This window comes from Pseudomonas sp. AAC (assembly GCF_000725445.1).
Taxonomy (GTDB): Bacteria; Pseudomonadota; Gammaproteobacteria; order Pseudomonadales; family Pseudomonadaceae; genus Pseudomonas; species Pseudomonas citronellolis.
On the sequence record NZ_KL647100.1, the window covers coordinates 60,224 to 86,101 of the forward strand.

The 25,878-nt window shown below is 70.3% G+C and carries 26 protein-coding genes and 1 pseudogene; 11 read left to right on the forward strand and 16 right to left on the reverse strand.

Annotated features, from left to right (window positions below; translation table 11 throughout):
- Positions 1–199: 199 nt before the first annotated feature.
- Positions 200–1,060: a LysR family transcriptional regulator gene (locus FG99_RS23835; protein WP_043272614.1), complete on the forward strand. Its 861-nt coding sequence runs from the start codon at positions 200–202 to the stop codon at positions 1,058–1,060.
- Positions 1,061–1,286: 226 nt separating this feature from the next.
- Here the strand turns inward: FG99_RS23835 and FG99_RS23840 are convergent.
- Positions 1,287–1,436 (reverse strand): annotated as a pseudogene (locus FG99_RS23840) (general stress protein); the annotation flags it as partial.
- 232 nt (positions 1,437–1,668) lie between these two features.
- Between FG99_RS23840 and FG99_RS23845 the strand changes: the two are divergent.
- The 5 genes from FG99_RS23845 (at position 1,669) to thiM (ending at position 5,283) form a co-directional block, all read left to right on the forward strand.
- Positions 1,669–1,899, forward strand: a complete 231-nt coding sequence (locus tag FG99_RS23845; protein WP_009620247.1) for a hypothetical protein — start codon at positions 1,669–1,671, stop codon at positions 1,897–1,899.
- Between the two features lie 103 nt (positions 1,900–2,002).
- Entirely contained in the window at positions 2,003–2,620 is a 618-nt protein-coding gene (locus FG99_RS23850; protein ID WP_043272615.1) for an FMN-binding negative transcriptional regulator, read from the forward strand.
- A gap of 71 nt (positions 2,621–2,691) precedes the next feature.
- Positions 2,692–3,228 (forward strand): cysteine hydrolase family protein, encoded by a 537-nt coding sequence (locus FG99_RS23855; RefSeq protein WP_009620251.1) that lies wholly within the window; start codon positions 2,692–2,694, stop codon positions 3,226–3,228.
- 110 nt (positions 3,229–3,338) lie between these two features.
- Positions 3,339–4,358 (forward strand): hypothetical protein, encoded by a 1,020-nt coding sequence (locus tag FG99_RS23860; protein ID WP_051879177.1) that lies wholly within the window; start codon positions 3,339–3,341, stop codon positions 4,356–4,358.
- Positions 4,359–4,419: 61 nt separating this feature from the next.
- Positions 4,420–5,283 carry a hydroxyethylthiazole kinase gene (gene thiM, locus FG99_RS23865; protein ID WP_009620255.1) on the forward strand — a complete coding sequence of 288 codons (864 nt, stop codon included), beginning with the start codon at positions 4,420–4,422 and terminating at the stop codon, positions 5,281–5,283.
- A 12-nt stretch (positions 5,284–5,295) separates the two neighbouring features.
- On the opposite strand, the gene FG99_RS23870 is transcribed toward thiM, so the two are convergent.
- The 7 genes from FG99_RS23870 to FG99_RS23900 form a co-directional block, all read right to left on the reverse strand.
- Positions 5,296–5,637, reverse strand: coding sequence for an FKBP-type peptidyl-prolyl cis-trans isomerase (locus FG99_RS23870; RefSeq protein ID WP_043272616.1), 342 nt, complete (start codon positions 5,635–5,637; stop codon positions 5,296–5,298).
- An 89-nt stretch (positions 5,638–5,726) separates the two neighbouring features.
- Positions 5,727–6,089 (reverse strand): YajD family HNH nuclease, encoded by a 363-nt coding sequence (locus tag FG99_RS23875; RefSeq protein WP_009620259.1) that lies wholly within the window; start codon positions 6,087–6,089, stop codon positions 5,727–5,729.
- Positions 6,090–6,437: 348 nt separating this feature from the next.
- A complete protein-coding gene (locus FG99_RS23880; RefSeq protein ID WP_043272617.1) occupies positions 6,438–6,848 on the reverse strand; it encodes a YbaN family protein in 411 nt (136 codons plus the stop codon).
- A 67-nt stretch (positions 6,849–6,915) separates the two neighbouring features.
- Positions 6,916–7,515, reverse strand: a complete 600-nt coding sequence (locus FG99_RS23885; RefSeq protein WP_043272618.1) for a biliverdin-producing heme oxygenase — start codon at positions 7,513–7,515, stop codon at positions 6,916–6,918.
- 328 nt (positions 7,516–7,843) lie between these two features.
- On the reverse strand, positions 7,844–10,447 hold the full coding sequence (locus FG99_RS23890) for a TonB-dependent receptor (protein ID WP_051879179.1): 2,604 nt from the start codon (positions 10,445–10,447) through the stop codon (positions 7,844–7,846).
- A gap of 358 nt (positions 10,448–10,805) precedes the next feature.
- On the reverse strand, positions 10,806–11,555 hold the full coding sequence (locus FG99_RS23895; protein ID WP_043272619.1) for an anti-sigma factor family protein: 750 nt from the start codon (positions 11,553–11,555) through the stop codon (positions 10,806–10,808).
- Positions 11,552–12,061, reverse strand: coding sequence for a sigma-70 family RNA polymerase sigma factor (locus FG99_RS23900; protein ID WP_043272620.1), 510 nt, complete (start codon positions 12,059–12,061; stop codon positions 11,552–11,554). Before FG99_RS23900 ends, FG99_RS23895 begins: the two co-directional genes overlap by 4 nt.
- Before the next feature lie 170 nt (positions 12,062–12,231).
- Here FG99_RS23900 and FG99_RS23905 point away from each other — a divergent pair, with 170 nt between their 5' ends.
- Both FG99_RS23905 and FG99_RS23910 read left to right on the forward strand, forming a co-directional pair.
- Positions 12,232–13,293, forward strand: a complete 1,062-nt coding sequence (locus FG99_RS23905; RefSeq protein ID WP_043272621.1) for a catalase family peroxidase — start codon at positions 12,232–12,234, stop codon at positions 13,291–13,293.
- On the forward strand, positions 13,290–13,850 hold the full coding sequence (locus FG99_RS23910; RefSeq protein WP_043272622.1) for a cytochrome b: 561 nt from the start codon (positions 13,290–13,292) through the stop codon (positions 13,848–13,850). Before FG99_RS23905 ends, FG99_RS23910 begins: the two co-directional genes overlap by 4 nt.
- Before the next feature lie 17 nt (positions 13,851–13,867).
- On the opposite strand, the gene FG99_RS23915 is transcribed toward FG99_RS23910, so the two are convergent.
- Complete coding sequence (locus FG99_RS23915; RefSeq protein WP_043272623.1) at positions 13,868–14,263, reverse strand: OsmC family protein; 396 nt, start codon at positions 14,261–14,263, stop codon at positions 13,868–13,870.
- Positions 14,264–14,339: 76 nt separating this feature from the next.
- The gene (locus tag FG99_RS23920; RefSeq protein WP_043272624.1) at positions 14,340–15,740 is read right to left on the reverse strand and encodes an MATE family efflux transporter; all 1,401 of its coding nucleotides are present in this window, start codon (positions 15,738–15,740) and stop codon (positions 14,340–14,342) included.
- A 158-nt stretch (positions 15,741–15,898) separates the two neighbouring features.
- Here FG99_RS23920 and pdxB point away from each other — a divergent pair, with 158 nt between their 5' ends.
- A complete protein-coding gene (gene pdxB / locus FG99_RS23925; RefSeq protein ID WP_043272625.1) occupies positions 15,899–17,047 on the forward strand; it encodes a 4-phosphoerythronate dehydrogenase PdxB in 1,149 nt (382 codons plus the stop codon).
- Between the two features lie 39 nt (positions 17,048–17,086).
- On the opposite strand, the gene FG99_RS23930 is transcribed toward pdxB, so the two are convergent.
- Entirely contained in the window at positions 17,087–17,269 is a 183-nt protein-coding gene (locus FG99_RS23930; protein ID WP_009620307.1) for a PA1571 family protein, read from the reverse strand.
- Between the two features lie 187 nt (positions 17,270–17,456).
- Between FG99_RS23930 and FG99_RS23935 the strand changes: the two genes are divergently transcribed.
- Positions 17,457–18,578: an ATP-NAD kinase family protein gene (locus tag FG99_RS23935; protein ID WP_043272626.1), complete on the forward strand. Its 1,122-nt coding sequence runs from the start codon at positions 17,457–17,459 to the stop codon at positions 18,576–18,578.
- Here FG99_RS23935 and FG99_RS23940 read toward each other — a convergent pair.
- The 4 genes from FG99_RS23940 to FG99_RS23955 all read right to left on the reverse strand — a co-directional run bounded on the left by FG99_RS23940 (position 18,554) and on the right by FG99_RS23955 (position 23,707).
- The gene (locus FG99_RS23940; RefSeq protein ID WP_043272627.1) at positions 18,554–19,939 is read right to left on the reverse strand and encodes a PepSY-associated TM helix domain-containing protein; all 1,386 of its coding nucleotides are present in this window, start codon (positions 19,937–19,939) and stop codon (positions 18,554–18,556) included. The two genes, FG99_RS23935 and FG99_RS23940, sit on opposite strands and share 25 nt — an antisense overlap.
- 8 nt (positions 19,940–19,947) lie before the next feature.
- On the reverse strand, positions 19,948–22,260 hold the full coding sequence (locus FG99_RS23945; RefSeq protein WP_043272628.1) for a TonB-dependent receptor: 2,313 nt from the start codon (positions 22,258–22,260) through the stop codon (positions 19,948–19,950).
- 97 nt (positions 22,261–22,357) lie between these two features.
- Complete coding sequence (locus FG99_RS32535) at positions 22,358–22,762, reverse strand: DUF2946 domain-containing protein (RefSeq protein WP_168187688.1); 405 nt, start codon at positions 22,760–22,762, stop codon at positions 22,358–22,360.
- Between the two features lie 477 nt (positions 22,763–23,239).
- Positions 23,240–23,707, reverse strand: a complete 468-nt coding sequence (locus tag FG99_RS23955; RefSeq protein ID WP_043272630.1) for a MarR family winged helix-turn-helix transcriptional regulator — start codon at positions 23,705–23,707, stop codon at positions 23,240–23,242.
- Positions 23,708–23,892: 185 nt separating this feature from the next.
- On the opposite strand from FG99_RS23955, the gene FG99_RS23960 reads away from it, so the two are divergent.
- Positions 23,893–25,419, forward strand: coding sequence for a DHA2 family efflux MFS transporter permease subunit (locus FG99_RS23960; protein ID WP_043272631.1), 1,527 nt, complete (start codon positions 23,893–23,895; stop codon positions 25,417–25,419).
- Here FG99_RS23960 and FG99_RS32215 read toward each other — a convergent pair.
- Positions 25,416–25,580: a hypothetical protein gene (locus FG99_RS32215; protein ID WP_009620319.1), complete on the reverse strand. Its 165-nt coding sequence runs from the start codon at positions 25,578–25,580 to the stop codon at positions 25,416–25,418. The two genes, FG99_RS23960 and FG99_RS32215, sit on opposite strands and share 4 nt — an antisense overlap.
- Positions 25,581–25,878 lie beyond the last annotated feature (298 nt).

Genomic DNA, 25,878 nt, shown 5'->3' on the forward strand with positions numbered 1-25,878 from the left:
ACGAAAGTATCCGGCGTAGGCCATTCTTCCCGCAGGCACGGCCAAGCCCCCTCTCCCTTCAGGGAGAGGGCGGGGGGAGAGGGTTGCGGACCTTCACCCAACACCATTCCCCACCGGAAAAAACCACCGTCATTCCCCCAGCAGTCCCCCCACCCTGGTTTAGAATGCCGCCACCCGCCCCCCAGCCCCGCCCCACAGCATGGACATCGACCTCACCCGCACCTTCCTGGAAATCGCCCGCCACGGCAGCTTCGTCGCCGCCGCCGAGCGCATGCACGTCACCCAGACGGCCATCACCGCGCGCATCCAGAAGCTGGAAAGCCACCTCAACTGCAAGTTGTTCGTGCGCAACCGCGCCGGCGCGCGCCTGACCGCCGACGGCGAGGCTTTCATCATCTACGCCAACCAGATGCTGCAGACCTGGGAAGCCGCGCAGCGCGACCTGCCGCTGCCCGAGGGCGTGGACAACGTGCTGCACATCGGCGGCGAGGTGAGCCTGTGCAACCCGCTGATGTTGCGCTGGGTCAGCCGCATCCGGCAGACCATCGACAGCTACGCGGTGCGCGCCGAGATCGGCAGCGGCGAGGCCCTGCTGCGCCAGCTGGAGCTGGGCGTGCTGGACGCCGCGCTGGTGTACCAGCCGCACTACTGGCCGGGCATGCAGGTGGAGCAGTTGCTGGAAGAGAAGCTCATCCTGGTGCGCGCCAAGAACCCCGAGCCCTACGTGTACATCGACTGGGGCGAGGGCTTCCGCCAGCAGCACGACAGCGCTTTGCCGGACAAGGCCCGCGCGCCGGTGGCCTTCAACCTCGGGCCGCTGGCGCTGCAGTACATCCTGGAGAACGGCGGCTCGGGCTACTTCCGCACGCGGGTGGTGCAGAGCTACCTCGACAAGGGCGTACTGCGCCGCGTGCCGCGGGCCCCGGAGTTCAGCTACCCGACCTACCTGGTGTATTCCCGCGAGCGCGATTCGGCGCAGTTGCAGCAGGCCTTCGCGCTGCTGCGCGAGCTGGTGCGCGAGGACCCGGACTGGTCGCAGCGCTGGGACCCGACGCTCTGACGGGGCACGGGGCTACACTGCCCAACGGCTAGCCTGTTTACGCCGGGCGCCAACCTTCAGCGCCTCGGGAGGCCAGGCAAGGGCGGCCTGGGCGGCGGCCTCGGTGGTGGCGGGGGAGCGGGCGTGGCGCTGCCGCTGGACGGCGAGCGGGACCACCACGGCTAGGCGCTTCATGAAGAAGCCCGGCGGAACCTGGAGCTCCGCCGGGCCAGCTCAGGGCCGCGGCCTAGCTCCTGCCGCCGCCGTGGCTGTGCTGGCCACCCTTGCGGCCGGCCTCCGCGGCTCTTTCACGGTCATTGGCGAAGTTGCCGCCACTGCGGGAGCCGCCTTTCTTGCCGGCTTCCGAGGCTTTCTCGCGGTCGTTGGCGAAGTTGCCGGGGTTGCTGCTCTTCGAAGTCATGATGAACTCCTCAGGGTTGGTTTCCACTGAATGGGCGAACCGTCATCGGCCCGCACATGTAGTGGGAAGGCCACGTGGCCGAATGGTTCGAAGAAGTTTCGCCAGCGGTTGCCCGGGGCCTGCCGGGCGGCAGGCGATCGATCGGTTTGAACCCTGGCGGCGCATGCGCTTCTTACCCTGATACCCATGCTTCGAGAGGGAGAGGCCCATGGCACGCTGGAAGATCAGTTACCACAAGGACAACAACACGAGCGTCCTGTCCATGCCGTCCGCGCACAAGCCGAGCATGCAGGAGGCGGAGCGCTACCTGCTGGAGTGGGCGCGCCGCAACCTGGAGAAGGGCGAGTACGGCGCCGCCCACGAGACTCCCGAGGGCGACGCGACCGATGCGTTGCTGCGCCTGTATGGCATCACCATCACGGGCATCACCCGCGAATGACGGGCCGCCGGGGAATGGCTCCCTGTGGCGAAGGGGAAATGGCTCTTTGTAGTGGACCAATCCCCGCGCATCATGGGGGCCTTCCCAGTACCCGGAGAACGGCATGTACCTGCCCGAGCATTTCCGCGAGACCCGCATCGACGCGCTGCACCGCCTGATCCAGGCCCACCCGCTGGGCATGCTGGTGCACGGCAGCGGCGGGGGGCTGGACGCCGACCACATTCCCTTCGAACTGCTCCCCGAAGAGGGTTGCCTGCGCGCCCACGTGGCCCGGGCCAACCCCTTGTGGCAGCACGCCGATGGCAGCGAGGTGCTGGTGGTGTTCCGCGGCGCGGAGCACTACATCTCGCCCAACTGGTACCCCAGCAAGCACCTGAGCCACGAGCAGGTGCCCACCTGGAACTACCAGGTGGTGCACGTGCGCGGCACCCTGCGGGTGGTCGACGACGAGCGCTTCGTCCGCGGCCTGGTGGGCCGCCTCACGCGTACCCACGAGGCCGGCGAGGCGCGGCCCTGGCGCATGGCCGACTCCACCCCGGAATTCATCGCCGGGATGCTGGCCAGGGTGGTCGGCATCGAGGTGCAGATCCACGAGCTGGTCGGCAAGTCCAAGCTCAGCCAGAACAAGGTGCCCGACGACGTTCGCGGCGCGGCCGGGCGCCTGGACGAGGAGGGTGCCGCCGAACTGGCCAGGGCCATGCGCAAGCAGCTGCCGTCCTGACGCGGCGCTGGCAGGCCCCGCCGCCGCCGGCTATCGTTGGTCCTTTTCCATCGCTACCGGGGAGTTCCACCATGTCCGTCGCCCTGCTCGTCATCGACGTCCAGCACGCCCTGTGCGGCGGCGCCGACGCCTGCTTCGACCACCAAGGCGTGGTCGAGCGCATCAACGGCCTGGGCCGCCGCGCCCGCGACCTCGGCCTGCCGGTCATCTTCGTCCAGCACGAGGAGCCCGAGGGCGACTTCCGCCCTGGCAGCGAAGGCTGGCAGCTGGCCCCGGCGCTGCAGGTGGCCGATGGCGACCCGCGGGTGCGCAAGACCACGCCCGACTCCTTCCACGGCACCGAACTGGATGCCCTGCTGCGCAAGCTGGGCGTGACCGGCCTGGTGATCTGCGGCATGCAGACCGACTTCTGCGTCGACACCACGGTGCGCCGCGCCCTGGCCGAGGGCTACGACGTGGTGCTGGCCGGCGACGCCCACAGCACCCTGGACAACCGCGTGCTGCGCGCCGAGCAGATCATCGCCCACCACAACGAAGTGTTCAGCCGCATGAGCAGCTTCGCCCCGCGCCTGGACGTGCTGCCCAGCGCCGCGGTGGCCTTCGACTGACGCCTGCCGTGCGTCCGGCCGCCAGCCCCTGCGGCGGCGCTGCGGATAAGGTGAAGTAGGGCGCCGGCGACTTTCCCGCGCCGGCAGCGCCCGTGGCGGAGGGATAGTCGATGGCCAGCCGAGCGACAGCCTGGCGACCGCTGCGCTGCCTGTTGCTGGCGGCGTTGCTGGCGCTTGCGGCCTGCGCCGGGCACAAGGCCGCCGAGCCGCTGGCGCCGGTGACGGCGGCCACCTGGGCACAGGTGGACCGCGACATCGCCTCCGCCTCCATGGCCGCCGCCGACAAGGCCGAGGACTATGCCCGCGGCGCCATGGAAAACTGGATGGACCTGGTCTACCAGCGCACCGACAGCGACTTCATCCCCTGGTTCTCCGGCTACTGGACGCAGCAGTGGCTGGGTTTGCGGGTGGCCTGGTACAAGCTCGGCGACAGCCAGAAGAGCCCGGCGGTCAGCCGCCTGTCCGTCTACCTGCAGGGCCAGTACCAGCGCCGCGTGCTCGAACCGGTGGCGCGGCAGGTCGACCCCGCCGCGGTAATGGAGGCCGCCACCCGTTTCTACGTGCAGGCCCTCGCCGGGCAGCTGGACGCCATCCCCGAACGCCTGGGCGTGCCGCGCGCGCAGCTGGACCAGCGTTTGCAGGCCATCCCCGCCATCGCCCTGGGCCCACCCGCCACACGGGATGCCTCGCTGTACCAGCTGTTGCAGGCGAAGCGCCTGGACCAGTTGCCGGCCTACCAGGCGTTGATCGCCCGGGTGCACGATGCCTCGACGCGCACCGGGGTGGACGTGGATGAGCCGGACCAGGGCGTATCCGCCGTGGCCCGGCGCACCAGCGAGAAACTGCTGGGCGAGGTGACCGTCAGCGGCGCCGTCGGCGCCATCGCCGCGGCGGTGGGCAAAGCGGCGGGGACGGTGCTGTCGCTGGGCAGCGCCGGGCTCACCGCGCTGTCTCGCGACCGCGAGCGCCCGCAACTGGAGGCGCAGCTGCGCAAGGACCTCAACGACGCCTTCGACCAGCAGTGGCTGGCGCTGATGGGCAACAGCCAGAGCGGCGTGCTGGCCGGCGTGCACTATCTGTCGCTGCAGGTGGAGGCGGGCGCGGCCACGCCCTGGACGGCGCAGCCATAGAGGGCGCGGCGCGGAACGGGTAGATTAGGCGCACTTTCCGCCGCCCTCCCGGAGCCGCCCCATGTCCACCGCCGCGCCCGCCAGGTTCATGCCCAGCCTGGATTCGATCATCGCCGCCCATGCCGAACTGCGCGCCGCGCGGCCGCTGGTGCAGTGCCTGACCAATGTGGTGTCGGCCAACTTCATGGCCAACGTGCTGCTGGCCGCCGGGGCCTCGCCGGCGATGGTCGACAACCCTGAGGAGGCGGCCGGCTTCGCCCGCGTGGCCGGCGCCGTGCTGGTCAACCTGGGCACCCCGACCAGCGCCCAGGTGGAGGGCATGCGCCAGGCGGTGCGTTCGGCGGTGGTCCACGGCACGCCCTGGGTGCTGGACCCCATCGGCGCCGGCGGCCTGCCCTGGCGCGGCGGAGTGGCCGCCGAGCTGCTGCAGCAGCGCCCGGCGGTGGTGCGCGGCAACGCTTCGGAAATCATCGGCCTGGCCGGACTGGGGCAGGGCGCGCCGGGCTTCGACAGCTCCGATGACCCGGCCCGCGCGGTGCCGGCGGCGGTGGAATTGCTGCGCAACTGCCAGGCGGTATCGGCCTCGGGCGCGGTGGACCATCTGCTGGGCTGGGTCGGCGATAGCCGCGAAAGCGCCGTGCCGCGCCTGCTGCGCATCGGCGGCGGCAGCGCGTTGCTGCCGCGGGTGACCGCCTCCGGCTGCGCCCTGGGCGCGCTGGTGGCGGCCTACACGGCGGTGGCGGTGGACGCCTTCACCGCCCTGGCGGCGGCCCACGTGCATTTCGCCGTGGCCGCGGAAATCGCCGAGGCGGCCAGCCGCGGGCCGGGCTCCTTCGCCGTGGCCTTCATCGATGCCCTGGACGCGGTGGACGCCAACCTGCTGCGCCAGCGCGCCAGGCTCATGTCGGTGCAGTCCACGGCCTGAGGCGAGGCGCGTTCAGTCGTCGCGGGTCAGCACTTCCAGCAGCTCGATTTCGAAGATGAGGTTGGAGTTCGGCTTGATGTGCGCGCCGATCTGCCGCTCGCCATAGGCCAGGTGCGCCGGCACGAAGAGCTTGCGCTTGCCGCCGACGCGCATGTTCATGAGGCCGATATCCCAGCCCTTGATGACGCGTCCGGTGCCGATCACGCACTGGAAGGGGCGGCCCTTGTCGTAGGAGGAGTCGAAGACGGTGCCGTCTTCCAGGGTGCCCCGGTAGTGGGTGGTGATCAGCGCGCCCTTGACCACCGCCTTGCCGTCGCCCGGGCGGATGTCCTCGATACGCAGTTCGTCGCTCATGTCTGTGCCTCTGTCGCAGGTGGCGGCCCGGCCGGGCCGTTTCGGGGCGCCGTTTTCGCAGGAAACGCCGCGCAAGGCAACAGGCGCGCTCAGGAGTCCTTGTTGAGCAACGCGGCCAGCCCGGCCAGGGCCTTGTGCGTGACCTTCGGCCCGCTGGCGCCGGCGTCGTTGCCCTGGTAGTGGGCGTCGACCTGGCGCTGGTGCTCGTTGTCGTGGCAGTAGAGGCACAGCAGCTCCCAGTTGGAACCGTCCTCGGGGTTGTTGTCGTGGTTGTGGTCGCGGTGGTGCACGGTCAGCTCGCTCAGGCGCTTGCCGGAGAACTCGCGGCCGCAGCGCCCGCAGATCCAGGGGTACATCTTCAGGGCCTTTTCCCGGTAGCTGCTTTCGCGGCGCTGCTGGGCCTCGGCCAGGAGCTGGTCGACCTTGCTGGTGGGTTTGGCGGGGGTGGACATGGTGGTGGCTCGAGTGGTTGGGGTAGGTTTTCAGCATACCTCCGTTGGGGGGGATTTGCTTTTTGTGGGGGGCGAGGGGACTTGCTTGCGGATGGAGTTTCCCGGTTGCGCTGGTGTTGGGTATGAGAGCGCCCTCTCCCCAGCCCTCTCCCTGAAGGGAGAGGGGGCTTGTCCGTGCCGAGATAAGGAATGGTTTCAGCCGGTAATCACTGTGCTAGCCGGCTAACGCCGAACTATCAGCATCTGCCCAACGGTCCCCTCTCCCTTCAGGGAGAGGGTTAGGGAGAGGGAACGGAGCAACCGGCAACACCATGGTCACCGGCGAGCACCGCGCAGGTTTTACCCACCCTACGGATTCCGCCCCGACCCCGTCGCCGGTCGATCATCCGGCCGCGACCAGATCCACAGGTTGCCGATCGCCATGCCCAGCACCACCGCATACAGCCAATAGCCGTGGGGCAGGGTGAGCAGCATGATCGCCAGCGCCGCGAGCATCGCCAGGCTGGCGGCGACCTTGGCCCGGCGGGCGATGGCGCGGCCGTTGCGCCAGTTGGCGAGGATGGGGCCGAACAGCCGGTGGTTCTCCAGCCAGGCGCTGAGCCTGGGCGAGCTCTTGGCCGCGGCCCAGGCCGCCAGCAGGACGAACTCGGTGGTCGGCAGGCCGGGCACCACCAGGCCGACCATGCCCACGCCCAGGCTGGTGTAGGCGAGCAGGGCATAGAGCAGGCGGACGGTGCGCGAACGGGCGGGCTGGGACATCGGGACGGCAGCGACGGGGGCGAAAGGCGCATCCTGGCGGGTGCCGGGATGCGCGTCAATCACCGCGTCAGGCGTGGGCGGCGGCATGCTCGTAGGCGTGCTGCAGCAGGGCGCCGAAACGCTCGAAGGCGGCCAGGGCGCCGGCCTCGGCCGCGCGTTCTTCCTCGGCGCTCAGCGCCAGGCCGTCGAGGGTGCGGGTGAAACGCTTCCAGCCTTCGGCGCGGCCGCCGGCCGGCTCGCCCAGGTGGCGGGCGCCGAAGTTCTCGTCCAGGCCCAGGGCGGCCACGCGCTTGATCAGGAAAGCGGCGCCGAGCTTGGAGCCCTCGGAGACGAACAGCCAGCCCAGGGCCTCGGCGCGGGATGGGTTGGCCAGGGCGCCGGCCACCGGCGCCGGGACCTGGGCGCCGAGGTCGGCGAGGTCGGCCTTCGCCTGCCGGGCGCGGCAGCGTTCGGGCAGGTCGGGGAAGATCGCGCCCAGCTCGGCGTCCTGGTACAGCGCCTGCAGTTCCGACTGGAACAGGTACTGGGCGACGACGAAGGGGGTGAAGTTCTCGCGGCTGGCGAAGGGATCGTGGGCCTTCACCGCGGCGTCCAGGCGCTGGTGCGGGGCGTGGGTCGCCAGGTTCAGGCGCTGGGAACGCAGGGCGGGGGCTTCCAGGGTGGTCATGCAGCAGGTTCCTTGAGCGATGGATTCACAGAAGACGAGACGAACGAGAGAGGGAAAAACGTAAAGAACGGATGAGAGGTTCCCCTGTAGGAGCGGGCCCTGCCCGCGATTTCGCGCGCAGGGCGCGCTCCTACAGGTGAATCCGGAGGTGCGCATGGCGGATCTTATCCGCGAATCGCGCCGGTGGTTCCGGCTATCGCGGACAAGGTCCGCTCCTGCACCGTCGGCACCCGCAACACTCCGTAGGATGGTGTTGAGCGAAGCGATACCCATCGCCATGACCGCATGGGTATCGCAGGCTCGGCCCATCCTACGAAGAGCGCTTACCTCAGATATCCCACACCAGGTTGACCGAGAAGTTGCGCCCCGGCTGGGTCAGGCGGTCGAGGTTGGCCGGGGCCAGCACCGAGGCTTCGCCGACGCTGTCGTAGCCGCGCACGTCGTCCCACAGCCAGTACTTCTTGTCGGTGAGGTTGTACACGCCGGCGTTCAGCGTCAGGTCGTCGGTCAGCTTGTAGTAGGCGGTCAGGTCGAGGATGCCGAAGCCGGGGGTCTTGAACTGGCTGCTGGTGCCGTCCGGGGCGTTGAAGGTGGTGTCGTCGACGCGGTCCTTGCGCTTGACCAGGGTCCAGTTCAGCAGGCCGCCGTAGACCTGGCTGGGCGCGTCGTAGCCCAGGCCGAACACGCCGGTCAGCGGGTTGACGCTGTTGAGCGGCTCGCCGGTGTCCTTGTTGCGGCCGTAGGCGTAGGCCACCGAGCCCTTGCTGTAGAGGCCCTGCGGCGCGCCGAATGGGGCCAGTTCCAGGCGGCCCTTGAGCTCCACGCCCTTGATGATGGCGTGCTTGATGTTGTTGCTCTGGAAGGTGACTTCGTTGTAGCCGGCGGTGATGGCGTCTTCGTTAATGAAGTCGCGGTACTTGTTGTAGAACACCGAGACGTCGAAGGAGCCGACGTCGAAGGTGCCGCGCAGGCCGGTCTCGTAGCTCTGGCTGCGCTCCGGGTCCAGGTCCGGGTTGGGTTCGACGCGGTAGCCGCTGGTGGGGTTGTCGAAGCGGCCGTACAGCGCCTTGGCGGTCGGGGTGCGGAAGCCCTGGGCGTACTGGCCGTACCACAGGTAGTTGTCGTCGAAGGCGTAGGTCACGCCGAGCTTGGGCGAGAGCTGGTGCCAGGTCTTGTCCTCGCTGCTGACCTCGCCGTCGCCGCTCTGATCGGCGGTGTTGAGGAATTCCTCGGTGATGTGCGGCTTCAGCCGGGTGTAGTCGTAGCGCAGGCCGGGCAGGAAGGTCCAGGCGTTCCAGCGGATCTCGTCCTGGGCGAACAGGCCGTAGGTGTCGATGGTCGGGTCCGGGAAGTCGCTGCTGCGCGCCAGGGCGTCGCTGGCGCTGCTGGCGCCCACGGCGGTGCAGCCGCGGCCCACGGCCAGGCAGGTGCCGCTGCCTTCGCGGTAGCCGGTGACCTTCTGCCGCTTGAGGTTGGTGCCGTAGGTCAGCAGGTGGTCGGTCTCGCCCAGCTCGAAGCTCTTGTCCAGCTGCAGGTCGAACACCCACTGGCGTTCCTTGTAGAGGGTGTCGCGGGTGCGCAGGACCTGGCGGGTCATGGGGTAGTAGAACTCTTCGGTGCCCTGGTCGGTCTTCGCCACCTGGTAGTTGAAGGTCCACTTGGCGTGGTCGGCCAGGGCGCTGTCGAGCAGGAACTGGTGGTCCAGGCCGAAGCGCTCGCGGGTGATGGTGTCGCTGGCCTTGCGCCACTGGTACATGCCGCCGGGCAGGATGCTCGGCGGCAGGGCCGGCGCGCCGTTGGAGTAGGGGCCGCCGTAGGCGCTCTTCTGGTCGGAATCGACGTCGTCCTTGTAGTGCTCGTAGGTCAGGCCGAAGCGCGAGCCTTCGGCGTAGTTCCAGCCCAGCTTGGCCAGCACGTTGGTGGTGCGCACGTCCTCGGGGTTGGCTTCGGTGCGGGAGAGGCCGGTGCCGCCGTGGCTGCCGTAGGACTCGGTCTCGTGGCCGTTGCGCTGGCTGACGTGGAGCAGGGCGTCGAAGTCGTCGTGGCGGCCGGCGACGGTGGCGGAGGTCAGCCAGCTGTCGTCGGCCGAGCTGTAGCCGGCCTTCAGGCGCGCGCCGACGTCCTTGCCGTCCTTGATGATGTCGCTCGGGTCGAGGGTGAAGTAGCTCACCGCGCCGCCGATGGCGTTGCTGCCGTACAGCGCCGAGGCCGGGCCGCGGAGGATTTCCACGCGCTTGACGATCTCCGGGTCGACGTAGTTGCGCTCGGTCTGGGCGTAGGGGCCGTTGAAGAAGGAGCCGGGAATCTCGACGCCGTCGATTTGCGTCAGCACGCGGTCGCCGTCGATGCCGCGGATGTTGTAGCCGGTGATGCCCGAGCGCTGGCCGGTGCCGCCGACGCTGACGCCGGGTTCGTCGCGCACCAGGTCCTTGATGCTGTTGACGTTGTTGCGGTCCAGGTCGGTGCGGCTGCGCACGCTGACGGTGTTCGGCACTTCGTTGACGTTCTGCGCCTGGCGGGTGGCGGTGACGGTCTGCGGCTGCAGTTCGATGGCGCGGGCGCCCGGGCCGCGGAACAGCACGACGTTGCGCTCGGAGACCTGTCGATAGTCCAGCCCGCTGCCGGCCAGCAGGCGCTTGAGCGCCTGCTCGGCGCCCAGGCGGCCGCTGACGCCGGGGGAGGTGACGCCGCTGGCCAGCTCCGCTGGCAGGGCAACCTGCCAGCCGGTGACCGAACTGAAGGCGTTCAGCGCGCCGGCCAGGGGCTGGCGCTCGATGGCGAAGCGGTAGCCGGCCTGGGCCTGGCTGCTGGGCTCGGCGGCCTGGACGCCGGCGGCGGGCACGGCGGCCAGGGCGACGGACAGCGCCAGCAGCGACAGGTTGGCGGGTGCACACAGGCGTTGCAGGGGGGAGCGTCGGGCGTGGGTGGTCATCGAAGGCTCTCTTCTGAAGTTTCGTCGCATTTAAAATGCGAATCAGTTGCATTGGCATCTGACGAAACGAACGAGACTTCGGGATCGCGTAAAAATAGTTTTCGGGGGCGGCCGGGGGCAATCGCGGACGGAGTCCTACGGTTCCAGGAGGCACTGCTTTTCGTAGGATGGCGTTGAGCGAAGCGATACCCATCAGCGCAACCGCATGGGTTTCGCAAGCTCAACCCATCCTACGAAAAGCGCCTTGGCGCAGCCGGCGAGACAAGTTGCCCCTACCGCTCTTGCTTCCAGCTTCGTAGGGCGAATAACCGTTCGCCGGCGGGAGTAGGAGGACGCTGTCCGCGATTCGGCGCCTGGCTCAGAACCCCAGCAACTGCCCCACCTGGTCCCCCTGCGGATTATCGCTGCGGCTCACCAGCGCATAGTTGTAGTCGCCCTGGCTCCAGTAGCGCGTCAGCAGCTCGCCGTCCTGCCGCTGGCCGTGGGGCAGCAGCAGGTGGCCGGGGCCCGGCGGGCGGATGAAGAAGCTCAGGCGATGGCCCTGGGCATCCTCGTAGATCACCAGCGCCGCCGCGCCCTGCTCGGTGGCCAGCAGGCGCGCGCCGACGCTGCGCAGGCCCAGGCGGTCGAGGTCGGCGGGCAGGTTGGCGTTCTCCAGGTAGCGGCCGAGCCAGTTGCGCACGTTCTCCCCGGCCCGGGTGTCCAGCGGCGCGCTGCTGCCGTTGGCGGCGAACAGGCGGTAGGCCTGCACCGCGTCCTCCATCGGCTTGCCGTGCCTGACCAGGCTCATTTCGCGGGCCTGCCAGCCGCCCAGGCTGCCCATGCCCAGGGCCAGCAGCAGGGCGGCGGCGGTGGCCAGGCGGGCGCGGCGGCGTTCGCGCAGCTGGCGGCGGATGCGCGCCGGGTCCAGCGCCGGGCCGGCCGGCGGCAGGGCGCGGCTGGCCAGGGCGGCGCGCAGGTGCTGGGCGTCCTGCCGCCATTGCTCGACGCGGCGGGCCTCCTGCGGGTGGCTGGCCAGCCAGGCTTCGATCCATTGCCGGCGCTCGGCGTCCAGCTGGCCGTCGAGGTAGGCGTGCAGGTCGCTTTCGGTAGGCGTCAGTTCGCTCATTTGAGTACCCGTAGGGAAGGGGCGCCGCTGCTGCCTTCGCTGAGCGCGCGCAGGGCCTGGCGTGCGCGCGACAGGCGCGACATCACGGTGCCGATGGGGATCTGCAGGGCCTCGCCGACCTCGCGGTAGCTCAGCCCCTCGACGCTGACCAGGGTGAGCAGGGCGCGCTGTTCGGCCGGCAGGCGTTCGAAGGCCTCCAGGGTGGAGCGCGCGCTGACGATGTCCTCGGTGGAGGGGCTGCGTTCTTCCGCGCCGCCGAACAGCGCGAGGATGCGCGCGTAGCGGCGGGCGCGGCGCTGGCCGTCGACGAACAGGCGGTAGAGGATGGCGAACAGCCAGGCGCGCAGGTCGCCGTCGCCGCGTTTGCCGCCCCAGGCCGACAGGGCCTTTTCCAGGGTGGCCTGGACCAGGTCGTCGGCGCTGGCCGCCTCGCGCGTCAGGGACAGCGCGAAGCGCCGCAGGCGCGGCAGCAGTTCGTGCAGTTGCTGGTCATCCAGTTCGTTCATCGCGCCGTGGCCGTCGGCCGTCTCCGTGGTTCGTCGAGCCGGTGGGACGAATCCCCGCGCAGTTTATTCCACCGCCGGTCGGCTTTCGGGCGAATTTCCGCTGCCGGGAATAACCCGGCGCCTGGTACGTCGTACGGGCTCATCGAACCTGGCCCAATGAGGACCTACCCATGACCCAACCCGACTCGGCGCCGCCGAACCTGCCCCTGCGCCTGGCGACCATCGCCCTGGCGGTGGGCGGCCTGGCCGCCGCCTTCGCCTATGCCGCCGGCTGGATAGGCCCGCAGCGCCTGACCCCGGCGCGCCTGGTGGACAGCCTGGAGCAGAACGCCGGCGTCTACCCGGCCTACCGCCGCAACCATGCCAAGGGCCTTTGCGTGGTCGGCCATTTCGACAGCAACGGCGCCGGCGGCGAAGTCTCCCGCGCCGCGGTGTTCGCCAAAGGCAGCGTGCCGGTGGTGGGGCGCCTGGCGATTCCCGGCGGCAACCCGGCCGCCAGCGACGGCGCCGCGCCCATCCGCAGCCTGGCCCTGCGCTTCCTGCCCGGGCACGGCGGGGAATGGCGCACCGGGATGAACGCCATGCCGGTGTTCGTGGTGAACAGCGTGCAGGGCTTCTACGCGCTGCAGCAGGCCTCGCAGCCGCAGCCGGGCAGCGGCAAGCCCGACCCGGCGAAGCTGGCCGCGTTCTTCCAGGCGCACCCGGAAACCGCCGCCTTCCGCGCCTGGGTGAAGAGTTCCACGCCTTCGTCCAGCTATGCCAACAGCGCCTACTACGGCCTCAACGCCTTCCTCCTGGTGGACGGGCAGGGCCGCGAGCACCCGGTGCGCTGGTCGGTGCAGCCGGAGGCAGCCTACCAGCCGATCAGCGCCGAGCAGCGCGGCGAGGCCGACTTCCTCACCGCCGAGCTGCAGCAGCGCCTGGCCCAGGGGCCGCTGAAATGGCGCCTGCTGCTGACCCTCGGCGAACCCGGCGACTCCACCGCCGACGCCACCCAGCCCTGGCCGGCGCAGCGCCGCAGCATCGATGCCGGCGAACTGGTCATCGAGCGCGCGCTGCCCGAGCAGGGCGGGCCCTGCCAGGACGTCAACTACGACCCGCTGATCCTGCCCGACGGCATCCGCGCCTCGGACGACCCGCTGCTGAGCGCGCGCTCGGCGGCCTATTCGGAATCCTTCAACCGACGTACCCGCGAGCAGGCCGCCATGCCGGCCAAGGAGCCGCAGCCGTGAAAGCCGCACCCCGCTATTTCCCCTTGCCGCTGCGCGTGTTGCACTGGCTGATGGCGCCGCTGGTGATCGCCATGCTGCTGATCGGCCTGGCCATGGTCGCCAGCGCTTCGCCCGCCCATGCCACCCTGGTGGCGATCCACAAGCCCCTGGGCGCGGCGCTTCTGGTGCTGGTGCTGTTGCGCCTGGCCATCCGCCTGAGCCGGCGGGTGCCGGCGCTGCCGCGGGAAATGCCGGCCTGGCAGCAGCGCCTGGCCCATGCCTCGCACTACCTGCTGTACGCGCTGCTGATCCTGCAGCCGCTGGTGGGCTGGACCATGCAGTCGGCCGGCGGCTACCCGGTGGTGCTGTTCGAGGGCCACGAGCTGCCGGCCCTGGTCGACCCCTCGGTGTGGCTGCACAGCCTGCTGCGCAGCGCCCACAGCGTGATCGCCTACCTGCTGATGGTGACCATCCTGCTGCACCTGGCGGCCGCGCTGTTCCACGGCCTGATTCGCCGAGACGATGTGCTGCCCAGCATGACCGGCGGCTGCCTGCCGAGCGGCGCGGACGAGCCCTGAGGGGCTTCAGCGCGGCGTCACACCAGTTGGCTGTCGATATGGATTTCGCCGCTGAGCAGCTTGTGCACCGGGCAGGCGTTGGCGATCTCCAGCAGGCGCTGGCGCTGGGCGTCGTCCAGCGCGCCGTTCAGGCCGATGTCGCGGGCGATGCGGCTGTTGCCGGGTTTCTCCTGGCTAAGCCTGAGCTGCACCTGGATGCCGTCCAGCGGCCATTGCTTGCGTCGCGCGTACATGGCCAGGGTGATGGCGGTGCAGGCGCCCAGGGACGACAGCAGCAACTGGAAGGGCCCCGGGCCCTGGTTGCCGCCGCCCAGCTCGGCGGGCTCGTCGGCCAGCCACTGGTGCAGGCCGTCGGACAGGCTGACCTGGTAGGGAATGCCGGCGTGGCTGGCGGTGACGGTGGCGTCGCTCATGGCAAGGCTCCTTGGCCTGGAAGGGGAGGCCTGGGAGTCTAACCGCTCTGCCACGGGCTTACACGGCGGCTCGGGTTCAGGCCCCGCGCATCTGCTGCAACCTGATATGCCGCCGCGCGCTGCGCGCCAGGCGGATGCCGAGCAGGATCGCCGCGCAGGTCAGGCCGACGATCAGGCCTTCCCACAGCCCGCGCGGGCCGGTGGGCTGTTGCAGCCAGTCGGCGAGGCCGAGGCTGTAGCCCACCGGCAGGCCGATGCCCCAGTAGGCGAACAGGGTGATGAGCATGACCGCGCGGGTGTCCTGGTAGCCGCGCAGGGCGCCGGCGGCGGTGACCTGCAGGCCGTCGGAGAACTGGAACAGCGCCGAGTACACCAGCAGCGCGGCGGCCAGCGTCAGCACCTCGGGGTCGCGGGTGTAGAGCGCGGCGATGTGTTCGCGGAACACCAGCATGGCGCTGGCCGAGATGGCCGCCCAGGCCAGCGCCGTGGCCATCCCGGTGCCGGCGGAGAAGCGCGCGTCGCGCGGGCGGCTGGCGCCCAGGGCCTGGCCGACGCGCACGGTCACCGCCATGGCCAGGGCGTAGGGGATCATGAAGGCCAGGGCGCTGATGTTCAGGGCGATCTGGTGCCCGGCCACGACCTTCTCGCCCAGCTCGCCGATCAGCAGGGCGATCACCGAGAAGATGCTCGACTCGGCGAAGATGGCGATGCCGATGGGCAGGCCGACGCCGACCAGGCCGCCGATCACCCTGCGGTCGGGCCGCTCCCAGCGGGCGAACAGGGCGCTGGGCCGGTACACCCGGGCGCTGTTCACCCACACCAGCATGCCCAGCAGCATGAACCACATCACCGCGCCGGTGGCCCAGCCGCAGCCGGCGCCGCCCAGGGCCGGGACGCCCAGGTGGCCGTAGATCAGCACGTAGTTGAGTGGGATGTTCAGCAGCAGCCCGCAGACGCCCAGCACCATGCTCGGCCGGGTGCGCCCCAGGCCATCGCTGAAGCAGCGCAGCACGTGGTACAGGGCCACCGCCGGCAGGCCGCAGGCGATGCCGCGCAGGTAGAAGCGGCTGGGTTCGATCAGCGCCTCCTCGACCTTCATCGCCCGCAGGATTGGCTCGGAAAGGAACCACAGCGCGGCCGCCGCCAGCGGCCCCACCAGCAGCGCCAGCCACAGTGCCTGGCGCACTAGCGGGCCGGTGCCGGGCTGGTCGCCGGCGCCGAAGCGCTGGGCGACCTTGGCGGTGGTGGCCAGCAGGGTGCCGGTCATCAGCAGGAACACCGGGATCCAGATGGAGTTGCCCAGGGCCACCGCGGCCAGGTCGCGGGGGCCGACGCGGCCGGCCATGACGGCGTCGACGAAGCCCATGGCGGTGGTGGCCAACTGGGCGATCATGATGGGCGCGGCGAGGGTGAGCAGCTCCCTGAGTTCGGTGGCGAGGCGCCGTCCGCGCGAGACGGGCTGGGCAATGGCAGTCACGGCTGTCCTTGGCTGAGCGTACGTGGGGAAGCCGGCCAGTTTATCGCCTGACGGTAGGGTCAGGAAAGCGCCGCGCACGCGGGCCGCGACCCCTGGGCCTGGCGCTGGTAAAGTGGCGGGAATCATCCGTAGGAGCTTTCCCAATAGGAGCTTTCCTCATGCGCATCCTTGCCGACGAGAACATTCCCCTGGCCGAGGCCTTCTTCGGCGCCCAGGGCGAGATCCGCCGCGTCCCCGGGCGCGCCATCGACCGCGCCACCCTGGGCGACGCCGAGGTGCTGCTGGTGCGCTCGGTGACCCAGGTCGACCGCGAGCTGCTGCAGGGCAGCGCGGTGCGCTTCGTCGGCACTTGCACCATCGGCACCGACCACCTGGACCTGGGCTACTTCGCCGAGGCCGGCATCGCCTGGTCCAGCGCGCCGGGCTGCAACGCCCGCGGCGTGGTGGACTGGGTGCTGGGCAGCCTGCTGGCGCTGGCCGAGGCCCACGGCGCGGACCTGGGCAAGCGCCGCTACGGCGTGGTCGGCGCCGGCCAGGTCGGCGGGCGCCTGGTGGACGTGCTGCGCGGCCTGGGCTGGGACGTGCGGGTGTGCGACCCGCCGCGGCAGGCCGCCGAGGGCGGCGACTTCGTCAGCCTGGAAGAGATCGTCCACGAATGCGACGTGATCAGCCTGCACACGCCGCTGACCAGCATGGGCGCGCACATGACGCGCCACCTGATCGATGCCGAGCGCCTGGCCCACCTGCGCCCCGGCGCCTGGCTGCTCAACGCCAGCCGCGGCGCGGTGGTGGACAACCTGGCGCTGCGCCAGCGCCTGGAGAGCGGCGCCGACCTGGACGTGGCGCTGGACGTATGGGAAGGCGAGCCCCAGGCCGACCCCGAACTGGCCCAGCTATGCCGCATCGCCACCCCGCACATCGCCGGCTACAGCCTGGACGGCAAGCTGCGCGGCACGGCGCAGATCTACGAGGCCTTCTGCGCCTGGCGCGGCATCGAGCCCAGCGTGCAGCTGGACGACCTGCTGCCGGCGCAATGGCTGATGGAACTGAGCCTGGGCGAGGACTGCGCGCCGGACTGGGCGCTGGGCCTGCTGTGCCGCGCGGTGTACGACCCGCGCGGCGACGATGCGGCCTTCCGGCGTAGCCTGGTGGGCGGCGCCGAAGCGCGCCGCGAGGCCTTCGACGCGCTGCGCAAGCACTACCCGCCGCGCCGCGAGATCACCGGCCTGTGGGTGGACATCCAGGGTGAGGCGCCGGCGCTGGAACGCCTGGTCCAGGCGCTGGGCGCCAACCGCGTCGGCGAGTAGACAGGGGAAAGGGCCCGCCAGGGCGGCGGGCCGGAGGGGTCAGCGCGCGCGCTTCTGCACGCAACTGCCTTCCAGTTCGCGGCAGGCGCGCTGGATCATGTCTTCGGTGATGGGTATCTCGCGGCCCTGGGCGTCGATGATCGAGCCGCCCACCGGCTGGTCCGGGGCGGGACGCGGGGGTTCGCGACGCGGGGCGTTGTCATGGGTGGGGTGCGAGCTCATGGCCAAACTCCTCATCGAAAGCTGCTGCAGTCTAGGCAGAATCACATGAAGTCCCGGTGACAGCGCGCGCCGGGCGAAACGACCGCCATGGCCGCGGGCGCGAGCCGGGCGGCGGGGCGGTGAATGCTTGTTATGAGCCGGTCCCTCCCGGACCTGGTATCCGTGGGAAAGTCCTTTGAGGTTGAGTATGGACGGATTTCACCTGGGCCTGATCGTCAATCCGCTGGCCGGTATCGGCGGCACCGCCGCGCTCAAGGGCAGCGACGGCGTCGCTGAGCAGGCCCTGGCGCTGGGGGCCGCGCCGCGCGCGGCCGAGCGCACCCGGCAGGCGCTGGAGGTGCTGCTGCCGTTGCGCGAGCGCCTGCGCTTCCTCACCTTTCCGGGGCCGATGGGCGGCGACTTGCTGGCCGAGATGGGCTTCCACTTCGAGGTGATCGGCGAACTGGCAGGCGAGCGCACCAGCGCCGAGGACACCCGCCGCGCCGTGACCCTGCTGCAGGACGCCGGGGTGGCGCTGATCCTCTTCGCCGGCGGCGACGGCACCGCCCGCGACGTCGCCGCGGTGGCGCGCGAGGGCCAGCCGGTGCTGGGCATCCCGGCCGGGGTGAAAATCCATTCCGGGGTCTACGCGGTCAGCCCGCGGGCGGCCGGCGAGCTGGCCCGGCGCCTGGTGGAAGGAGGCCTGGTGCGCCTGGCCCAGGGCGAGGTGCGCGACCTAGACGAGGCGGCGCTGCGCGAGGGCCGGGTGGCGGCGCGCTGGTACGCCGAGCTGACGGTGCCGGAGGAAGGCCGCTTCATGCAGCACGTCAAGCAGGCCGGGGTGGAGACCGAGGAGCTGGTGCTGGCCGACATCGCCGACTGGCTGCGCGACACCTGGGAAGACGGCGTGCGCTACGTCTTCGGCCCCGGCTCGACGCTGCACGGCCTGGCCCGCGAACTGGGCCTGGAGACCACGCTGCTGGGCGTGGACGTGATCGAGAACGGCGAGGTGATCGCCCGCGACGTCACCGAGCAGCAGCTGTTCGAACTGGTGGACGACTACCCCAGCTGGCTGCTGGTGACGGTGATCGGCGGCCAGGGCCACGTGATCGGCCGCGGCAACCAGCAGATCAGCCCGCGGGTGCTGCGCGCCATCGGCCTGGAGCGCCTGCGGGTGGTGGCCACCAAGCGCAAGCTCGGCACCCTGGAAGGCCGGCCGCTGCTGGTGGACAGCGGCGACCCGCAGCTGGACGCGAGTTTCCCCGACGCGCTGCGGGTCTGGGCCGGCTACAAGGAAGAACTGCTCTACCCGCTGGCCGAGGCGCTGTAGCCGCCCAGGCCGAGGAAGCGGGCGAGCGGGGCGATGCGCGACAGCAGGCAGCGCTCCAGCAGCCAGACCAGCAGCAGCGAGGCGCCCAGCAGCGGCAGGTACAGCCCCAGCAGCACCAGCACGACGAAGGCCAGCGCCGGGTAGCGCGCACCCGCCAGGGCCGCCGGCGCGCCCAGCACGCCCTGCGGGCGGCGCCGCCACCACAGCACCAGGGCGCTGAGCGCCAGGCAGATCAAGCCCAGGGTGGTAAACAGCCCGAGCGCCTGGTTGGCTACGCCGAACAGTTGGCCCTCGTGGGCCGCCACGCCATAGCCGATCACGCGGTCGAGCAGCGGGCGCTGGGCGAAGTCCACGCGCTTGAGCACTTCACCGGTCTGCGCGTCCAGCACCAGGTTGACGCGCTGCGGGCGGTTGGCCGCGTCCGAACGCGCGGTCCACTGCGGGGCCATGGCCGAAGGCGGCGCTAGCAGAACTGGGTAGGGCAGGTCCAGCGCCTGCACGGTCGGCAACATGCGGTCCAGCGCGGTGTAGTCCGGCGTCGGTGGTGGCATGTCGGGCATGGCGTGGTGCATGCCCGGCATGTTCGCGTGCTCGTCCGCCGGGGCGGCGTTCTGCGCGCGGCGCTGGGCCATCTCCTCGGCGCGGCCGGTGGTCCAGTCCTGTTGCACCGTCTGCTTCGCCGCCCACTGGCGGACCTCCTTGAGCGCGCCGCCCCAGAAGGTCGCCCAGGGCAGGCCACTCAATATCAGCAGTAGGGCGAACAGAGACACCCAGGACCCGGTCACTCCGTGCAGGTCGCGCCAGAACAGCCGGCCGCGCTGGCCCAGGCGCGGGTAGAGCACCCCGCCCAGGCGCGTGCCGCGCGGCCACCAGAGGTACAGGCCGGTCACCAGCAACAGCACCGTCCAGCAGGCCGCCAGTTCCACCAGATAGGAGCCGGTGCTACCCATCAATAGCTCGCCGTGCAGGTGGAACAGCTGGCGACTGAAGCGCTGGTCCTCGACGACCTGGTGCAGTACCTGGGCGCTGGTGGGGTCGACATAGACGCGGCGCAGGTCCTCGCCGTTGCCGACCAGGACCTGCGCGGCGTCGCGCGGGCCATCCGGCAACTGGTAGGCATTCAGCCGCGCGCCGGGCACCGCGGCCAGGGCTGCGCGCACCTGTTCGCTGACCGGCAGCCGCGCGGCGGCCGCGTCCACCTGGTTGTAGGGGCTGTCGAGAAGGGCGTCGATCTGCGGGCGGAACAGGTAGATGGAACCGGTGAGCGACAGGGCGAGGACGAACGGGATGCAGAACAGCCCGGCGTAGAAGTGCCAGCGCCAGATCAGGCGGTACAGCGCGGCGCGGTTGGCTGGTTTCATGGCGGGCCTCAGTAGTCGTAGCTCAGGCCGAGGAAGGCCGTGCGCTGCGGGTAGGGGTGGCTGACGTAGTACTTCTCGTTGCCCAGGTTGTCGATCCCGGCCGAGGCGGTCAGGTGCTCGTCGATGCGGTAGCTGGCCTTGACGTCGAACACGCTGTAGCGGCTGATGCCGCCGTAGGTGTCGTGGTTGTCGTCGGTGTTCAGCAGGGTGCCGTAGGAGGCGCTGGCGTAGCGGTAGCCCAGGGCGTAGGTCAGCCGCGCATCCTGGTGGTAGACGGCGGACAGGCGCGCCCGCCAGCGCGGGATGCGCGGGTAGTCGTTGCCTTCGGCGGCCGGGGTCAGGGCGTCTTCGAGGATTCGCGCCTGGGTCCAGGTCAGGCTGGCGGACAGGTCCAGCCCCGGCAGGCCGACGTCCTTCGCATCCAGCGCGCTCTCGATGCCGCGCAGGCGGGCGCGGTCGATATTGTCGATGCGGGTGAGGTTGGGGCTGACGCTGGTGTCGGTCTGCGAGAACAGCGCGTCGTGGCGTTCCTCCTGGAACAGCGAGACGCGCAGCAGGTAGCGGTCCCAGCCGTACTGGGTGGTCCAGTCGAAGGAGCGCACGTCCTCGGGCTTGAGGTCCGGGTTGTTCTGCACCAGCTGGGTGCCGCTGCTGATCTGCTGGAACAGCTCGCCCACGGTCGGGTAGCGCACCGCGCGGCCGTAGGAGAAGCGCGTCTGCAGGGCGTCGGTGATGTCGAAGGCCAGCGCCGCCTTGGGCGAGATGTCGTTGCGCTGCTGGTCGTCGTAGTGGACCTGCTGCGGGGTGGTGGTGGCGTCGCGGTTGAAGCCGTCGAAGGCTTCCCAGTGTTCGGCGCGGGCGCCCAGGGTCAGCGTCCAGCGCGGGGCGAACCGCCAGGCGTCCTGCAGGTACAGCGCCTGGGTGCGCGTCTCGCCGCCGGAGGCCGCGACCTTGGCGCCGTTGCCGGCGGATTTCCAGTCGTCCAACTGGTAGGTGCGCTGCTTCAGCAGGTAGTCGTCGATGTGGTAGCCGAAGCTGACCTCGTGGCTGTCGGGGCGCCAGATGCCGCGCAACTCGCCGGTCTGCCAGCCGGTGCCGTCCTGCACCTGGCGGGTGCCGGCCTGGCTCTGGCCATAGTTGGAGGCGGTGCGGGTGGAGGAGTCGAGGTAGCGGTAGTCGCTGGCCGAGGCCTGCCAGTCGAAGAGGCCGCCGCTGTGGCTGGCGAACGACAGGCCGTTGAGCAGGTGCAGCTCGTCGGTGCGGCTGGGGTTGAGGCCGGAGACCTTGTAGGAGTGGCCGTCGATGTTGACCGTGCCGTTGTACAGGGTGCGCCCGCTGGCGTCCTTCAGGTAGCTGTCGACGCCGGTGTGGGAGTCGTTGGACCACAGGCCCAGGGTGTAGACCGCGGTGATGTCGTCGTTCAGGTCCCAGCCCAGCTTGAGCTTGCCCTGGTCCTGCAGGCTGTGGTCGATGGAGTAGCCGCCGAACACCAGGCGCTGCTTGCCGTTCTGGTCGTTGTCCGCGTGGGCGCCGCCGGCCGTGGGCGCGCCGGCCACCGGCGCCTTGCTCGACAGGCCGGCGGTGGCGTAGCTCATCGGCTGTCCCTGGCTGTCCAGGTGGTCGTAGGACACCCACACCGACAGCGGCCCGCGGCGGTCGCCAGCGGCCAGGCTGATATTGCCGGTGCCATAGTCGTCGTGGCTGCCGTAGAGGTCGAAGTCCTGCCGCGAGCCGGTGACCGAGGCGTGGAATTCCGGGCGCGTGGGCATGCGCGTTTCCAGGGTCACCACGCCGCCCAGGGAGTTGCCCGGGTAGAGCGCGCTGAACGGGCCGTAGAGCACGTCGACGCGGGAAATCTCGGCGGGCGTCACCAGGCCCCAGCGCGGCGGGAAGGCGTAGCTGTTGCCGAGCAGGTTGGAGAGCAGCAGGTCATCGGCGTAGACCAGCGACTGCGCGCTGGAAATGGTGCCGGTGGTGCGGGTGGCGAGGATGCCGTTGCGGTCGCCGATGAAGCGCTCGCGCACCTCGATGCTGGGCAGGTACTTCAGGGCCTGGGCGGAAGTGACCAGGTTGGTGCTCTCGCGCAGCTGTTCGGCCGTGCGGCTCTCGACCACGGCGGGAGCGCTGGCCAGCGCGGCGGGCAGCGGCTGCTGGCCTTCGGCGCTGACCACCACGTCGGCCAGGCGGGTAGGGGCGTCGCCGTCGGCGGCGGTTTCGGCGTGGGCCGGCAGCAACAGGCTGCCGGCCAGGCCGCAGAGCAGGGTGCGGGCGGCCGGGGGCTTCAGTGCGTAGGCAACGCACCGGCGCAGGGATGTGGACATCCGGATGATCCTTGTTCAGGACGACGGGAGCGCGGCTAGGCATGCGCGCAGGGGCACGCACGCCAGGGGCGCGGGTTCGGGGTGTCGTGGAACGGGATCAGGCCAGGGGCGGGCCGCGCGGACGGACGTCCAGCAGGTGCAGGAAGGGCGGGAGGGGCAGCGCCGGCGGTGGCGCCTGGGCATTGACTGGCCCCAGCGCCGGGGCCATGGCGATGGCCCAGAGCAGCGCCGGGCTGTCGAGCAACAGGGTGCAGTAGCCGCAGGCCGGGTCGAGGCTGTTGTGGACCATGCCGCCGTGGTCGCCGGCCGGGGCATGCTGCATCGCCCCGTGGTCCATGGGCATCTGCCCCATGTCATGGGCGGAACACCAGGCGCCCTGCGGCGGCGGGGAATGCTCGACGGCCTCGAGGGTGCGCGAGAAGGTCGGGGCGAACAGCAGCAGCCCGAGGGCCATGACGGCCAGCCAGGTGGCGAGGCGGTACTGTGCTGAGTGACGGCGCAAGATGGAACGTCCCGATCGGTGGGGCCGGGGTCTGGGGGCGCTATGCTGCCATGCCGGGGGTGGGGGCTTCAATGTGGGGGACTGAGAATGAGGGGGCCGTTCGGAGCGGGCGGCGAATCTGGCGTAATCGTCATGCCCGCGAACGCAGGAACGCAGGGCGGACGGAGTCCGCTCGGTTCCTGGGAAGCACGGGCGTAGGAGCAACTGTCTTGCCCACTGCGCCGGGGTGCTTTTCGTAGGATGGGTTGAGCCTGCGAAACCCATACGGCCATGGTGATGGGTATCGCTTCGCTCAACCCATCCTACGGACGTTGTGTTTACCGGAGGATGTAGGAGCGGACTCCGTCTGCGATTGGACTCACTGGCCCCGCCGAACTATCCGGTGGCACGGCCAACGGCGGATAACCGCGAACGGTTATGCGCCCTACGTTCCTGTGTTCGTAGGAATGGCGAGGTGAAGTTACCAGGGCCCGCAGCCTAGGCATCCCCCGGCTTCTGCTGGGCGTAGGCGCGGGCCTTTTCCTCCATCAGCCGCAGCACCCGGGTGGCGGTCTCGACGTCTTCCCGGGGGATGCTGCCGAGCACTTCGGCGCGCAAGGCGTTGAGGGCTTTCTCCAGGCGCTCGGCCAATTCCCGTCCCGCATCCTGCAAATGGATGGCGCGCAACCGCCGGTTGCCCGTCACCATGCGCCGTTCCAGCAGGCCGGCGGCTTCTGCCTGGTCGAGCGTGCGCACCAGCGCCGCCGGGTGCACGCCGATGCAGTCGGCCAGCACGTTCTGCAGCACCCCGTCGCCCATGCGCGAGACCAGCAGCACCGGCGTGGCCACCGCCAGCGACAGGCCGCTCTCGGCCAGCACCAGGCTGGCGGCCTGCTGCCAGGCGCGGCGCGCCGGTTGCAGCGAGCCGGTGAGGGCGAACAGGTGATCCTGGGGCGGGCTGGGCATGGCGCGGTCCGTTGCGGGTGGATTTCGCGCCGATGATACGGGCCCGGGCGGCGAGTACCAAACCCGCTTCGGCTTATCTGCGCAAAGTCAATAATTGCATTGACAGCAATTTGTCGCCGGTTCCAGAATTCGCCCAGGCCGGCGGCAGCACCGGCACCTCACGACCCACCCCAGGTTCGCCTTCCATGAGCACCGAATTCCGCCCGCCGAGCCTGGCCCTCACCACCCTCGGCCTGGCCCTGGCCATCTTCATGCAGGTGCTGGACACCACCATCGCCAACGTGGCGCTGCCGACCATCGCCGGCAACCTGGGGGTGAGCGCCAACCAGGGCACCTGGGTGATCACCTCGTTCGCCGTCAGCCAGGCCATCTCCCTGCCGCTGACCGGCTTCCTCTCCCGGCGCTTCGGCGAGGTGCCGCTGTTCATCGGCTGCTCGCTGCTGTTCGTGGTCGCCTCCTTCCTCTGCGGCGTATCGCAGGACATGGGCATGCTCATCCTGTTCCGCGCGCTGCAGGGCGCCGTGGCCGGGCCCATGTACCCGATCACCCAGAGCCTGATGATCAGCATCTACCCGCCGCACAAGCGCGGCACCGCCCTGGCGCTGCTGTCCATGGTGGCGGTGGTGGCGCCCATCACCGGGCCGATCCTCGGCGGCTGGATCACCGACAACTATTCCTGGCCGTGGATCTTCTTCATCAACCTGCCCATCGGCGCCTTCGCCGTGTTCGTGGTCAGCCGGCAGATGCGCGGCCGCCCGGAACGCCTGCAGCGCACCCGCATCGACTACGTCGGCCTGGCGACCCTGGTGATCGGCGTCGGCGCGTTGCAGATCCTGCTGGACAAGGGCAACGACGAGGACTGGTTTTCCTCGCCCTTCATCATCGCCTGCGCGGTGGTGGCGGTCATCAGCCTGGCGGCCTTCCTCATCTGGGAGCTGACCGAGGACGAGCCGGTGGTGGACCTGCGGCTGTTCCGCCACCACAACTTCCGCTACGGCACCCTGGCGCTGGTGCTGTCGTTCTCGGCCTACTTCGCCATCAACCTGCTGCTGCCCCAGTGGCTGCAGCGCAACCTCGGCTACACCGCCACCTGGGCGGGCCTGGCGGCGGCGCCGCTGGGCATCGCGCCCTTGCTGCTGAGCCTGCTGGTGGGGCGCTACGCGGCCAACTTCGACCTGCGCCTGGTGGCCTCGGTGGCCTTCGTCGCCATGGGCGCCACCTGCTTCCTGCGCTCGGACTTCACCCTGGACATCGACTTCCGCCACATCGCCCTGATGCAGGCGCTGATGGGCGTGGGCGTGGCGCTGTTCTTCATGCCCACCACGGTGATCCTGCTGTCGGACCTGGAGGCCCACGAGATAGCCGCCGGCTCCGGGTTGTCGACCTTCCTGCGGACCCTCGCCGGCAGCTTCTCGGCCTCGCTCACCACCTTCCTCTGGGACCGCCGCGCGGTGCTGCACCACGCCCAGCTCAGCGAGAGCATCACCACGTTCGACAGCGGCACGCGCAACAGCCTGGAGCTGCTGGGCCAGGGCGATCCGCAGCTGGGCGCCAGCCTGCTGAACCAGATGATCACCCAGCAGGCCTACCAGATCAGCTTCAACGAGCTGTTCCACGCCCTGGGCTGGATCTTCCTGATACTGATGAGCGTGATCTGGCTGACGCGCCCGCCGTTCAGCGGCAAGGCGCGGGTGGCGGTGGCGGACCACTAGGGCCGCCGTGCCCGCGCGGGGCACGGCGGGTCATTCAGTCTCCGGACTTGGGCGGCGTTCAACCGGTCGCCGTGGGCCTCCAGGGTGGCCAGCGCCGCCTCCAGGCGCGCCACCGGCCAGCCCAGTTCGGCGCGAGCGGCGGCATTGATCAGGGCATCCATCGGTCGGCTCCCGCAGTCTAGCCAGCGCACCGCTTGTGGGCATTCACACTGCGGCCGGGAAGCGGCGGCTTGCCCGCGAACGCTACGCGACGAACGGCGCCAGCCCCGGCAGAGCGGGCGTCGTGGCGGCGCGGGCGGCAGCCGGGCAGGGCGCCAAGGCATGGACCTTGCTGAACTTGCCGGGCTCCTGGAAGGTCCGTCCCAGGGCGGAAGATGCAGCCGGCGCGCTGGCCGCCCGATGGATTTTCCCGTGTTAGTCTTTTGGATTCTCATTCGCTTCGCCGTCCGCAGCGACTTT

Coding starts and splice junctions, on each gene's coding strand:
- FG99_RS23835 (WP_043272614.1), top strand. CDS start 200: ATGGACATCGACCTCACCCGCACCTTCCTGGAAATCGCCCGCCACGGC.
- FG99_RS23940 (WP_043272627.1), bottom strand. CDS start 19,939: ATGAAACCAGCCAACCGCGCCGCGCTGTACCGCCTGATCTGGCGCTGG.
- FG99_RS23875 (WP_009620259.1), bottom strand. CDS start 6,089: ATGTCCACCCCCGCCAAACCCACCAGCAAGGTCGACCAGCTCCTGGCC.
- FG99_RS23945 (WP_043272628.1), bottom strand. CDS start 22,260: ATGTCCACATCCCTGCGCCGGTGCGTTGCCTACGCACTGAAGCCCCCG.
- FG99_RS23890 (WP_051879179.1), bottom strand. CDS start 10,447: ATGACCACCCACGCCCGACGCTCCCCCCTGCAACGCCTGTGTGCACCC.
- FG99_RS23935 (WP_043272626.1), top strand. CDS start 17,457: ATGGACGGATTTCACCTGGGCCTGATCGTCAATCCGCTGGCCGGTATC.
- FG99_RS23855 (WP_009620251.1), top strand. CDS start 2,692: ATGTCCGTCGCCCTGCTCGTCATCGACGTCCAGCACGCCCTGTGCGGC.
- thiM (WP_009620255.1), top strand. CDS start 4,420: ATGTCCACCGCCGCGCCCGCCAGGTTCATGCCCAGCCTGGATTCGATC.
- FG99_RS23930 (WP_009620307.1), bottom strand. CDS start 17,269: ATGAGCTCGCACCCCACCCATGACAACGCCCCGCGTCGCGAACCCCCG.
- FG99_RS23870 (WP_043272616.1), bottom strand. CDS start 5,637: ATGAGCGACGAACTGCGTATCGAGGACATCCGCCCGGGCGACGGCAAG.
- FG99_RS23850 (WP_043272615.1), top strand. CDS start 2,003: ATGTACCTGCCCGAGCATTTCCGCGAGACCCGCATCGACGCGCTGCAC.
- FG99_RS23895 (WP_043272619.1), bottom strand. CDS start 11,555: ATGAGCGAACTGACGCCTACCGAAAGCGACCTGCACGCCTACCTCGAC.
- FG99_RS23905 (WP_043272621.1), top strand. CDS start 12,232: ATGACCCAACCCGACTCGGCGCCGCCGAACCTGCCCCTGCGCCTGGCG.
- FG99_RS23885 (WP_043272618.1), bottom strand. CDS start 7,515: ATGACCACCCTGGAAGCCCCCGCCCTGCGTTCCCAGCGCCTGAACCTG.
- FG99_RS23860 (WP_051879177.1), top strand. CDS start 3,339: ATGGCCAGCCGAGCGACAGCCTGGCGACCGCTGCGCTGCCTGTTGCTG.
- FG99_RS23955 (WP_043272630.1), bottom strand. CDS start 23,707: ATGCCCAGCCCGCCCCAGGATCACCTGTTCGCCCTCACCGGCTCGCTG.
- FG99_RS23915 (WP_043272623.1), bottom strand. CDS start 14,263: ATGAGCGACGCCACCGTCACCGCCAGCCACGCCGGCATTCCCTACCAG.
- FG99_RS23960 (WP_043272631.1), top strand. CDS start 23,893: ATGAGCACCGAATTCCGCCCGCCGAGCCTGGCCCTCACCACCCTCGGC.
- FG99_RS32215 (WP_009620319.1), bottom strand. CDS start 25,580: ATGGATGCCCTGATCAATGCCGCCGCTCGCGCCGAACTGGGCTGGCCG.
- FG99_RS23900 (WP_043272620.1), bottom strand. CDS start 12,061: ATGAACGAACTGGATGACCAGCAACTGCACGAACTGCTGCCGCGCCTG.
- pdxB (WP_043272625.1), top strand. CDS start 15,899: ATGCGCATCCTTGCCGACGAGAACATTCCCCTGGCCGAGGCCTTCTTC.
- FG99_RS23880 (WP_043272617.1), bottom strand. CDS start 6,848: ATGTCCCAGCCCGCCCGTTCGCGCACCGTCCGCCTGCTCTATGCCCTG.
- FG99_RS23845 (WP_009620247.1), top strand. CDS start 1,669: ATGGCACGCTGGAAGATCAGTTACCACAAGGACAACAACACGAGCGTC.